Raw genomic sequence first — 11,246 nt, forward strand, 5'->3', positions numbered from 1 at the left:
GGCCCCGACCGCGCCCGGGGGTGCGGCCCCGGGCGGGTGCGGTGCGCCGGGCGGCCTCGGACACCCGGTGTGGGGAACCTCCGGCGCGGAGCCGTAGCGGGCGGGGAGTCGTCGCTCGCACTTCGCTCCTGCCAGGGCGAAGCGGCTTTCCGCGCCGGAGGCGATCTGTGCCCGGGCGTCACGGGGGGCGTGCGCGAAGTCGGTGACTTCGGCGAACACGCGCTCCCTGCCCAGGAGTTCAAACACTTTGCCCTCTTTGTTCCCCTCCGCGCGCACCGTACAACCGCTTTCGGACGGTGGCACGGCCCGCTCGCCGCCGCCCGCCTCCGGCTCAACGACCCGAAGGCCGCCCCGGGTCCGCCCGCGGCGGGCGCACGGCAGGGACCGCGGGGCGGCGGTGCCTTCGGGGACGTACGGCTCATGGGTCATGGCGGCGGCCTCACAGAAGTCCGACGGCGGTGTCGACCGCCGCGCCGACGTCGCCGTCGGCCGGATAGAGCAGTGAGCGTCCCACCACCAGGCCCTGCACGGTGGGCAGTTGGAGTGCGCCGCGCCATTTCTCGTACGCGCCGTCCTGGTCGTCGCCGACGTCACCGCCGAGCAGGACGGCCGGGAGTGTGGAGGCCTCCATGACCCGGGCCATGTCGTCGGGGTTCTCGGTGACGGGGACCTTCAGCCAGGTGTAGGCCGAACTGCCGCCCAGGCCGCTCGCCACGGCGATCGACCTGGTGACGGCGTCGGCGCCCAGGTCGTTGCGGAGGGTTCCGGTGGTGGGGTCGCGGCGGCTGAGGAACGGCTCGACGAACACGGGGAGGCGGCGCTCGGCCATGTCGTCCACGGCACGGGCCGTCGACTCCAGGGTGGTGAGCGAGCCCGGGTCGTCGTAGTCGATGCGCAGGAGCAGCTTGCCCGCGTCGAAGCGCAGCCGCTGGATGTCGCGCGGGCGGTGCCCGGTGAACCGGTCGTCCGTCTCCCACACAGCGCCCGCGAGTCCGCCCCTGTTCATGGAGCCCATGACCACCTTGTGGTCCAGCGCGCCGAGGAGCAGCAGGTCGTCGAGGATGTCGGCGGTCGCGAGGACCCCGTCGACCCCCGGGCGGGAGAGTGCCAGGCACAGGCGTTCGAGCAGGTCGATCCGGTTGGCCATCGCCATCCGGCGGCCGCCGACGGAGAGGGACCCGCGGGCGGGGTGGTCGGCGGCGACGATCATCAGCCGGCCGGACGCGCCGAGCAGGGGCCGCCGGGGGCGCCGGGCGGCGGCCTCCTCGACGGCCTCGGGGTGCCGGGCCCGGATGCGGACGAGCTCCGAGAGGTCGATACGGGCCGGTGCGGCGCCCGCTTCGGTGCGCGCGCCCCCGGTGTCGTCCTCACGCCGCGGCGGTCCCGCGTGCCCGGCCCTCACAGCAGCGCACCCGCCTCTGCCGAACCCAGGGCCTGTTCGACCTCGGCGAGGGTCGGCATGGCGGAGGAACACTCCAGACGGGAGGCCACGAGAGCGCCGGCGGCGTTGGCGTGGCGCATGACGCGCTCCAGGTCCCAGCCGGCGAGGAGGCCGTGGCAGAGGGACCCGCCGAAGGCGTCACCGGCGCCGAGGCCGTTGAGGACCGTGACCGGGAGCGGGGGGACCTCCGCGAAGTCGCCGTCGCGGTGCACGGCCAGGACGCCCTTGGGGCCCTGCTTGACCACGGCCAGCTCCACGCCCGCGTCGAGAAGGGCGCGGGCGGCCGCGTGCGGCTCCCGCAGGCCCGTGGCGACCTCCACCTCGTCGAGGTTGCCGACGGCGATCGTGGTGTGGCGCAGGGCCTCGACGTAGAAGGGCCGGGCGGCCTCCGGTTCGCTCCCGGCTGCGTCCTGCCAGAAAGTGGGCCGCCAGTCCAGGTCGAAGACCGTCGCGCCGGACCTGGCGCGGTGGGCCAGTGCCGCGAGCGTCGCCGTACGGCTGGGCTCCTCACTCAGGCCCGTCCCGGTGACCCAGAACATCCTGGCCGCGCGGATGGCGTCCAGGTCCAGCTCGTGCGCGTCGATCTCCAGGTCGGGGGCCTTCGGCCGCCGGTAGAAGTACAGCGGGAAGTCGTCCGGCGGGAACACCTCGCAGAAGGTGACCGGCGTCTGCAGCCCGGGGACCGGGGTCACCCAGCGGTCGTCGACCCCGAAGTCCCGCAGCGCCTCGTGGAGGTACGTCCCGAAGGGGTCGTCGCCGGTCCGTGTCACCAGGGCCGTGCGCCGCCCGAGCCGCGCCGCCGCGACCGCCACGTTGGCGGCCGAGCCGCCGAGGAACTTCCCGAAGGACGTCACCTGCGGGAGCGGGACGCCGGTCTGCAGCGGGTAGAGGTCCACACCGATCCGCCCCATGGTGACGAGATCGTACGCACCGGGCACCGCTGACTCGGCCATCGAGTTCCCTTCGAAATCGGTTGCCCCCAGGTCTAGCGGCGCGCACAGAGCCCTGTCAATTGGTTGTCCGGACATTCGGACCAGCCCTTGACACCTCTCCCCGGCCGCCCCGAAGCTGACGCCCATGACGTCGTTGCCTCCTCAGTCACCGCCTCCGTCCTCCCTGTCGCGCATCCGGATCGGTTCGGCGCCCGACTCCTGGGGCGTGTGGTTCCCCGACGACCCGCAGCAGGTCCCCTGGCAGCGCTTCCTCGACGAGGTCGCCGACTCCGGGTACGAGTGGATCGAGCTGGGCCCCTACGGCTACCTGCCGAGCGAGCCGGCCGTCCTCGCGGACGAGACCGCCCGCCGGAACCTGCGGGTCTCGGCCGGCACGGTCTTCACCGGCCTGCACCACGGCCCCGACGTGTGGGACGCCACCTGGGCCCACGTCTCGGACATCGCCGCGCTCACCCAGGCGATGGGCGCCGAGCACCTCGTCGTCATCCCGTCGTTCTGGCGTGACGACAAGACGGGCCAGGTACTGGAGCCCGACACGCTCACCGCCGAGCAGTGGCGCCACCTCACCGGCCAGACCGAGCGGCTCGGACGCGAGGTGCGCGAGCGCTACGGGCTGAAAATCGTCGTTCACCCGCACGCCGACACGCACATCGACAGCGAGGAGAACGTGACGCGTTTCCTCGACGGCACCGACTCGTCCCTGGTCTCCCTGTGCCTCGACACGGGCCACTACGCCTACTGCGGCGGCGACAGCGTCAAGCTCATCGAGACGTACGGCGAGCGCATCGGATACCTGCACCTCAAGCAGGTGGACCCCGAGATCCTCGCCGACGTCCGGGCCAACGCGGTCCCGTTCGGCCCGGCCGTGGCGCGCGGCGTGATGTGCGAACCGCCGTCCGGCGTACCGGCACTGGAGCCGGTGCTGGCCGCCGCGCAGAAGCTGGACGTGGAGCTGTTCGCCATCGTCGAGCAGGACATGTACCCGTGCCCGCCGGACAAGCCGCTGCCGATCGCACAGCGCACGCGGGCGTTCCTCAGGTCCTGCGGGGCGTAGCGCTCCGCCGGTTCGCCGGGTGGGCTCGGTTGTTCCTCGGTTGTTTCTCGGTCGTTCCTCGGCTGCGGGTGCGCGGGGGCTGGTCGCGCAGTTCCCCGCGCCCCTGCAGGGGCGCAATGCGTCACCCGTGTCACAAAAGACCTCTTCCTGTCACACATGTCGCGTATACGCGGGTCTTGCGTCACACCCGGGCGACAGCGTCACCGGGCGGTCACACTGTGTCGTTCACCGGACGCAGGCTTTGTGATCGCCAGCGCAGCGCCCGGCTCCCCCGACGGCCGTCCCTCGGCCGCCGCCGCGGCGCGCGCAGGGAGGTGCTACGGATGACCGACCGAAGGCTCTGGTCGTACAAGGAGATCGCGGCGCACATCAAGGTGCAGCCGGACACGGTGAGGTCCTACCGCAAACACGGACTGCTGCCCCCGCCCGACCACGTGGAGAGCGGCAAGCCCTACTGGTACGCCGACACCGTCCGCGCCTGGGTCGCCTCCCGGCCCGGCAACAGAGGCCGTCGGGACGGCTGAGGGCACCGCCGTTCCGTGAGTGGGCCCCGCACGACCACCGTGCGGGGCCCACCGCCGTGTCCGCCCCGGTCCGATATGCGATTGCCCCGGGCGCCCGGACACCGGGACGCGGACCGGCGCCGAGGAGGCCGGCCCCGGCGGATCATGAGCTTCACGCCCAGGGTTCGACGACCGTGACGCCCGCTCCCGGCGCCGTGCCCATCGCCGCCAGTGCGGCGGGGGCCGCCGCCAGGGCGATCGTGGACGTCACCAGGAGGTCGGGGCGCAGCAGTCCCGCGCGGACGGACTCCAGCATCGGCGGATAGGCGTGGGCGGGCATCCCGTGGCTGCCGAGGATTTCGAGTTCGAGCCCGATCACCCGGGACATCGGCACAGCCGGGTCCTCGGGCAGCAGGCCCACCTGGACGTGCCGGCCGCGGCGGCGCAGGCCCCCGACCGACGCCGCGCAGGTGACCGGGGACCCCAGGGCGTCGAGTGAGAGGTGGGCGCCGCCACCGGTCAGTTCGCGGACCGCCTCCGCCGTGTCGGCGGTCCGGGACGCGTCCACGCAGTGCGCGGCGCCGAACCGCCGTGCCAGGTCCAGCGCCCGCGGCGAGAGGTCGACCGCGACGACGCGCGCCCCGGCGGCCGCGGCGATCATGACGGCGGACAGTCCGACCCCGCCGCACCCGTGCACGGCCACCCACTCCCCCGGCGCCACCCGCCCCTGCGCGACGACCGCGCGGAACGCCGTGGCGAACCGGCAGCCCAGCGAGGCAGCCGTCCCGAAGGACAGTTCCTCCGGCACGGCGACGAGGTTCACGTCGGCGTGGTCCAGGGCGACGTACTCGGCGAAGGACCCCCAGTGGGTGAAGCCGGGCTGGGTCTGCCGCTCGCACACCTGCTGGTCGCCCGCCGCACAGGAGGCGCAGCTTCCGCAGGCGCAGACGAAGGGCACCGTGACGCGGTCGCCGGGGTGATGGCGGGTCACCAGGGCGCCCACCGCCTCGACCGTTCCGGCGAGTTCGTGTCCGGGCACGTGCGGCAGCGTGATGCCCGGGTCGTGGCCCTGCCAGCCGTGCCAGTCGCTGCGGCACAGGCCGGTGGCCTCGACCCGCACCACCACCCCGTGCGGGGCGGGCGCCGGGTCCGGCACGTCCCGCACCTCGGCCGCTTCCCCGTACCGCTCGAACACCACTGCACGCATGCCTTCGTCCTTCCGCCGCGCATCACCGTCGCGGATCACCCTCGCGGACGGACGCCGGATGCGCGCGCTCCCCCCGCACATGCCGAAGGGCACATAAGGATCACTTGCCATAAAGTGCGGACAAATCTTCCGAGCCCGAGGACCTGCCGTGACCCAGCCCCCGCCGCCGGGCGCGCCCCGAGCCCGCATCCCCGGCCCGCAACAGCCCCCGCCGGCCCTGCCCCGGCCCGGTGCCGGGCTGTGGAGGCGGTGCCTGTGGGGCGGGTTCGCGCTCTGGGCGCTGACGGCGGCCGTCACGTACGCGACCGGCAGCACCACCCTGCTGCCGACCCTGATCCTGCTGGGCAGCTTCCTGATGCCGGTCGCCTTCGTGCTCTGGGCGTACGAGCACCACGGGCGCAGCCTGGGCGTGAGCATGATCCTGGGCTGCTTCCTGACCGGCGGCGTGCTGGGCGTGCTGGGCGCGTCGGTGATGGAGTACTACCTGCTGCGCCCCTCTCTCGGGATGTTCGTCGGGGTCGGGCTCATCGAGGAGGCGGCGAAACTGGCCGCGCTGGTGTTCGTGCTGCGCCGGCAGACCCGCGTCCGCGGTGTGCGGGCGGGGCTGGTGCTCGGCGCGTCGGTCGGCTTCGGCTTCGCCGCCCTGGAGAGCGCCGGGTACGCCTTCGACACCGCCGTCTCGACGCGGGGCATCGATCTGCGGGCGCTGCTGGAGACCGAGATCCTGCGGGGCGTGCTCATTCCCTTCGGGCACGGTCTGTGGACGGCGATCACGGGTGCCGTCCTGCTCTCGCGGCGCCGCCCGGACGGGCGCTTCCGCCTCACCGGGCCGGTCGTCGGCGCCTACCTCGGTGTCTCGCTCCTGCACACCCTGTGGGACTCGACCCACGGCATCGCGCTCTGGATGGTGGCGCGGCTGGCGGGTACCGGACTGGACAGGGCGCTCTTCGGACAGGCCTACCTGCCGGCCGCGACGGACGAGCAGCAGCACCTCTTCACGCTGCTGTCGGCAGGCGGCCTGGTCGCGGTGTCGCTCGCGGGCATCGCCTGGGTCCGCTCACTGGCGCATCGCGAACCCTCTTGGAGAAATACCCCCTAGGGGTATAGTGTGAGTAGGGTGAGGCCCCGGTGGGCCACGCACGCCCCACACATCTCGACGAGGAGCAACGACATGACCGCCCAGACCGACACCCCGGGCTCCGTCACCACCGTCTACCAGGTGAGCGGGATGAGCTGCGGACACTGCGAAGGCTCGGTCTCCAGTGAGATCTCCGAGATCGCCGGCGTCACCTCCGTGAAGGCCGTCGCCTCCACCGGAGAGGTGACCGTGGTCTCCACCGCCCCGCTCGACGAGGACGCCGTGCGCGCCGCCGTCGACGAGGCGGGCTTCGAGCTCGCCGGCAAGGCCTGACGCACGCCTTTCCTCTCACCGCACCGGGCCGTACCGACCAGCTGACACTGGCTCCGTACGGCCCGGTTCGTTCCCTGGAGCACGGACATGACCAGCACCACCGCAGCGACCCCCGGGACCGGCACCCCGTCGCGGATCGAGCTGACCATCGGCGGGATGACCTGCGCCTCCTGCGCGGCCCGGGTGGAGAAGAAGCTCAACCGCATGGACGGCGTCACCGCCACGGTGAACTACGCGACGGAGAAGGCGAGGGTCTTGTACGCGGACGGGGTGCAGGTCGCCGACCTGATCGCCACCGTGGTCAGGACGGGCTACACGGCCGAGGAGCCCCCGCCGCCACCGCCCCCGGCCGCCACCTCCGGCGAGGTCGCCGCCGGCACGGACGGGACCGGGAAGCACGACCCCGAACTGGCCTCGCTGCGCGAACGCCTCGTCGTCTGCGCACTCCTCGCCGCCCCCGTCGTCCTGCTGTCGATGGTTCCGGCGTTCCAGTTCGACAACTGGCAGTGGCTCGCGCTGACCCTCGCCGCACCGGCCGTCGTCTGGGGCGGGCTGCCCTTCCACCGGGCCGCGTTCACGAACGCCCGGCACGGCGCCGCGACCATGGACACCCTCGTCTCGATCGGCACACTGGCCGCGTTCGGCTGGTCCCTGTGGGCGCTGTTCTGGGGCGAGGCGGGCATGGAGGGCATGCGGGACGAGGGCTTCTCGCTCACCGTCTCCCGGGCCCAGGGCTCCTCGGCGATCTACCTCGAAGTCGCCGCCGGGGTCGTGACCCTCATCCTCCTCGGCCGCTATCTGGAGGCCCGCTCCAAGCGACAGGCGGGCGCCGCCCTGCGCGCCCTCATGGAACTGGGCGCGCAGGAGGTCTCCGTCGTACGCGGCGGCCGTGAGGTCCGCGTCCCGGCGGCCTCACTGACCGTGGGCGACCGCTTCGTCGTACGGCCCGGCGAGAAGGTCGCCACCGACGGCACCGTCGTCGAGGGGACCTCCGCGGTCGACGCGTCGATGCTGACGGGCGAGTCGGTGCCGGTGGACGTGACGGTGGGTTCGTCCGTCACGGGGGCGACCGTGAACGCCGGAGGGCGGCTCGTCGTCGAGGCGACCCGCGTCGGCGCCGACACGCAGCTCGCCCGGATGGCACGGCTCGTCGAGGACGCCCAGAACGGCAAGGCGCAGGTGCAGCGCCTCGCCGACCGGATCTCGGGGATCTTCGTATCCGCCGTGCTGCTGATCGCGGTCGGCACCTTCGGCGGCTGGCTCGGGGTCACCGGCGACACGGCCGCCTCGTTCACCGCGGCCGTCGCCGTGCTGATCATCGCCTGCCCGTGCGCCCTGGGACTCGCCACCCCGACCGCCCTCATGGTCGGCACCGGCCGCGGCGCCCAGCTCGGCATCCTCATCAAGGGCCCCGAGGTCCTGGAGTCCACCCGCCGCGTCGACACCGTCGTCCTGGACAAGACCGGCACCGTCACCACCGGCCGCATGACCCTCCAGGAGGTGTACGCGGCCGACGGCACCGACGAGGAGCGGGTACTGCGGCTCGCGGGCGCCCTGGAGCACGCCTCCGAGCATCCGATCGCCCGGGCCGTCGCGGCGGGCGCGGAGGAACGGACCGGGCCCCTGCCGGCCGTGGACGGCTTCGAGAACGTCCCCGGGCTCGGCGTCCGCGGCACTGTCGAGGGACACGCGGTGCTCGTGGGGCGGGCCCGCCTCCTCGAAGAGGCCGGTATCGCGCTGCCCGCCGAACTGGTCGCGTCCAGGACCCGGGCCGAGGAGGCCGGGCGGACCGCCGTGACCGTCGCCTGGGACGGAACGGCACGCGGTGTCGTCACCGTCGCCGACGCGGTCAAGGAGACGAGCGCCGAGGCGGTCCGCGCGCTGCGCGCCCTCGGGCTCACACCGATACTGCTGACGGGGGACAACCGGACCGTCGCCGAATCCGTGGCCCGCTCCGTCGGCATCGATCCCGCCGAGGTGATCGCCGAGGTGCTGCCCGAGGACAAGGCCGACGTGATCGGGCGGCTCCGGGCCGAGGGCCGGGCCGTGGCGATGGTCGGCGACGGCGTCAACGACGCGGCCGCACTCGCCACCGCCGACCTCGGCCTCGCGATGGGCACCGGGACGGACGCGGCGATCGAGGCGAGCGACCTGACGCTCGTACGGGGGGACCTGCGGGTGGCCGCCGACGCGATCCGGCTGTCGCGGAAGACCCTCTCCACGATCCGGGGAAATCTTGTGTGGGCGTTCGGCTACAACGTGGCGGCGCTGCCGCTCGCCGCGGCGGGGTTGCTCAACCCGATGATCGCGGGCGCCGCCATGGCGTTCTCCTCCGTGTTCGTGGTGACGAACAGCCTTCGGCTCAGGTCATTTTCATGACGAAGAGGCAGGAGTCCCCCCTAGAGTCCGGCACACGCCTTCACATAAGCTCTTCACAAGGCTCGCGCATCTTCCTTACGCTAGGGCTCCGATAGTCATATCGGGTCTCTTGTGCATCTTCAGGACATACACAAGAGACGCAGATCACAGTGATGCGAACGTAACCATTGAAGGGGTTCGTGAGTCTAGATTGACGATGTCAGAGGCGTCTTGGGGGGCGTTTCTGGCATCTGAGGACGTCTTGGGGGACGTTCTCGGAATTGCGTTGCCGGGGCACGTACGGCGGGGAGCTTTGAGCGGCCCTCCCGTACGTACGGGTCCCGGCAGACCGCACAGCAGTACGTAGAGCTATCGTCGTTTTTGCTCGTTTTGCTCGCAGCGATTCAGGCGCTGCCTTCAGACGCCCGGCCGGATCCCGTGGGGGGAATCCGCACCGGGACACGGGAAGGCGCCCCGACTCCGGCCCGTGGGGGGACCGGCAGCGGGGCGCCTTCCTACTTTCTTGGGAGCCCGACCTTGCGGAGACTCCGGTGCGGGGCGGTGGGGCGGAGGACCGCCCCTTCAGGGGCGCGGGGAACTGCGCGACCAGCCCCCACGCGCCCGCGGACGAAGAAGCCGCCCTCCGCGCGGAGCGCCTAGCGCTCCTCGACCGGGACGAAGTCCCGCTCGACGACGCCCGTGTAGATCTGGCGCGGACGACCGATGCGCGAACCGGGCTCCTTGATCATCTCGTGCCACTGGGCGATCCAGCCCGGCAGACGGCCGAGGGCGAACAGGACCGTGAACATCTCGGTCGGGAAGCCCATGGCCCGGTAGATCAGACCCGTGTAGAAGTCGACGTTCGGGTAGAGGTTGCGCGAGACGAAGTACTCGTCGGAGAGCGCGTGCTCCTCCAGCTTCAGCGCGATGTCCAGCAGCTCGTCGGACTTGCCGAGGGCCGAGAGGACGTCGTGCGCCGCAGCCTTGATGATCTTGGCGCGCGGGTCGAAGGACTTGTACACCCGGTGGCCGAAGCCCATCAGGCGGACGCCGTCCTCCTTGTTCTTCACCTTGCGGATGAAGGAGTCGACGTCGCCGCCGTTGGCCTTGATGCCTTCCAGCATCTCCAGGACGGACTGGTTGGCGCCGCCGTGCAGCGGGCCCCACAGGGCGCTGATGCCGGCGGAGATCGAGGCGAACATGTTCGCCTGCGACGAGCCCACCAGGCGCACGGTGGACGTCGAACAGTTCTGCTCGTGGTCCGCGTGCAGGATGAGCAGCTTGTCGAGCGCGGAGACGACGACCGGGTCGAGCTCGTACTCCTGCGCCGGGACCGAGAAGGTCATCCGCAGGAAGTTCTCGACGTAGCCCAGGTCGTTGCGCGGGTAGACGAAGGGGTGGCCGATCGACTTCTTGTACGCGTACGCGGCGATCGTCGGAAGCTTGGCGAGAAGCCGGATCGTCGAGAGGTGGCGCTGCTTCTCGTCGAACGGGTTGTGGCTGTCCTGGTAGAACGTCGACAGCGCGGAGACCACCGACGACAGCATGGCCATCGGGTGGGCGTCACGCGGGAAGCCCTGGAAGAACCGCTTGACGTCCTCGTGCAGCAGGGTGTGCTGCGTGATCTCGTTCTGGAAGGTGGAGAGCTCGTCGACCGTGGGCAGCTCGCCGTTGATCAGCAGGGAGGCCACCTCGAGGAAGGTGGAGCGCTCGGCCAGCTGCTCGATCGGGTAGCCGCGGTAGCGGAGGATGCCCTGCTCACCGTCGAGATAGGTGATGGCGGATTTATAGGCGGCGGTGTTCCCGTAACCGCTGTCCAGCGTCACCAGACCGGTCTGGGCGCGGAGCTTCCCGATGTCGAAGCCCTTGTCGCCGACGGTGCTGTCGATCACCGGGTAGGTGTACTCGCCGTCGCCGTACCGCAGTACTACAGAGTTGTCGCTCACGTCATCCCTCACCGACGTTGTGCCTCTTCTTCGAGGTGCCCTGACTGTCTCTACCATCCCCCATTTGGCGCAGGAGAGTGCACTCGGGGTCGACCATTGGGCCTATTGGCGGCACTCAGTGCCGCCAACCTGTTCATCCTGCCCCCTTCACCCCTCCTTCGGAAAGCGCTGTGTGACCTTTCCGACTCGTTTGATCGATCATTTTTTGGCTGCGGGGTGGGGTGGGGGTTTCGTCGTGGGGTCGGGGTGGGGTTTGCCGTGGTGCGGCTGCGGGTTTGTTTGGGCTGGTCGCGCCGTTCCTCGCGCCCCTGGAGGGTGCGCCTGTCGTGGGTGTGGTGGGGCGGGGCCGTGCCGGGGCATCCGATCGCAGCTG

The 11,246-nt window shown here is 71.5% G+C and carries 10 protein-coding genes; 5 read left to right on the plus strand and 5 right to left on the minus strand.

Translation table 11 applies throughout. The features are described from left to right. The 3 genes from KUF83_RS28350 to iolC form a co-directional block, all read right to left on the minus strand. Positions 1-429 (minus strand): 5-deoxy-glucuronate isomerase (locus tag KUF83_RS28350; protein ID WP_217457816.1); only part of this gene is annotated, 429 nt, incomplete at its 3' end. 10 nt (positions 430-439) lie between these two features. Beyond that, positions 440-1,318 (minus strand): deoxyribose-phosphate aldolase, encoded by an 879-nt coding sequence (locus tag KUF83_RS28355; protein WP_217457824.1) that lies wholly within the window; start codon positions 1,316-1,318, stop codon positions 440-442. Positions 1,319-1,398: 80 nt separating this feature from the next. Further along, on the minus strand, positions 1,399-2,394 hold the full coding sequence (gene iolC, locus KUF83_RS28360; protein ID WP_217457817.1) for a 5-dehydro-2-deoxygluconokinase: 996 nt from the start codon (positions 2,392-2,394) through the stop codon (positions 1,399-1,401). A 124-nt stretch (positions 2,395-2,518) separates the two neighbouring features. Between iolC and KUF83_RS28365 the strand changes: the two genes are divergently transcribed. Together KUF83_RS28365 and KUF83_RS28370 are read left to right on the plus strand one after the other, a co-directional pair. Then, entirely contained in the window at positions 2,519-3,448 is a 930-nt protein-coding gene (locus KUF83_RS28365) for a sugar phosphate isomerase/epimerase (RefSeq protein ID WP_217457818.1), read from the plus strand. Positions 3,449-3,771: 323 nt separating this feature from the next. Then, a complete protein-coding gene (locus KUF83_RS28370) occupies positions 3,772-3,972 on the plus strand; it encodes an AlpA family transcriptional regulator (protein WP_055615575.1) in 201 nt (66 codons plus the stop codon). 151 nt (positions 3,973-4,123) lie between these two features. Here the strand turns inward: KUF83_RS28370 and KUF83_RS28375 are convergent, their stop codons facing one another. After that, on the minus strand, positions 4,124-5,158 hold the full coding sequence (locus KUF83_RS28375) for a zinc-dependent alcohol dehydrogenase family protein (RefSeq protein WP_217457819.1): 1,035 nt from the start codon (positions 5,156-5,158) through the stop codon (positions 4,124-4,126). A 148-nt stretch (positions 5,159-5,306) separates the two neighbouring features. Between KUF83_RS28375 and KUF83_RS28380 the strand changes: the two genes are divergently transcribed. The 3 genes from KUF83_RS28380 to KUF83_RS28390 all read left to right on the plus strand — a co-directional run bounded on the left by KUF83_RS28380 (position 5,307) and on the right by KUF83_RS28390 (position 8,948). Beyond that, a complete protein-coding gene (locus KUF83_RS28380) occupies positions 5,307-6,257 on the plus strand; it encodes a PrsW family intramembrane metalloprotease (RefSeq protein ID WP_217457820.1) in 951 nt (316 codons plus the stop codon). Positions 6,258-6,329: 72 nt separating this feature from the next. Continuing rightward, on the plus strand, positions 6,330-6,569 hold the full coding sequence (locus KUF83_RS28385; RefSeq protein ID WP_217457821.1) for a heavy-metal-associated domain-containing protein: 240 nt from the start codon (positions 6,330-6,332) through the stop codon (positions 6,567-6,569). Positions 6,570-6,656: 87 nt separating this feature from the next. Beyond that, a complete protein-coding gene (locus tag KUF83_RS28390; RefSeq protein ID WP_217457822.1) occupies positions 6,657-8,948 on the plus strand; it encodes a cation-translocating P-type ATPase in 2,292 nt (763 codons plus the stop codon). 635 nt (positions 8,949-9,583) lie between these two features. Here the strand turns inward: KUF83_RS28390 and KUF83_RS28395 are convergent. Beyond that, the gene (locus KUF83_RS28395) at positions 9,584-10,873 is read right to left on the minus strand and encodes a citrate synthase (protein WP_217457823.1); all 1,290 of its coding nucleotides are present in this window, start codon (positions 10,871-10,873) and stop codon (positions 9,584-9,586) included. Positions 10,874-11,246 lie beyond the last annotated feature (373 nt).

The sequence above is a fragment of the Streptomyces sp. BV286 genome (genome assembly GCF_019090165.1).
Taxonomy (GTDB): domain Bacteria; phylum Actinomycetota; class Actinomycetes; order Streptomycetales; family Streptomycetaceae; genus Streptomyces.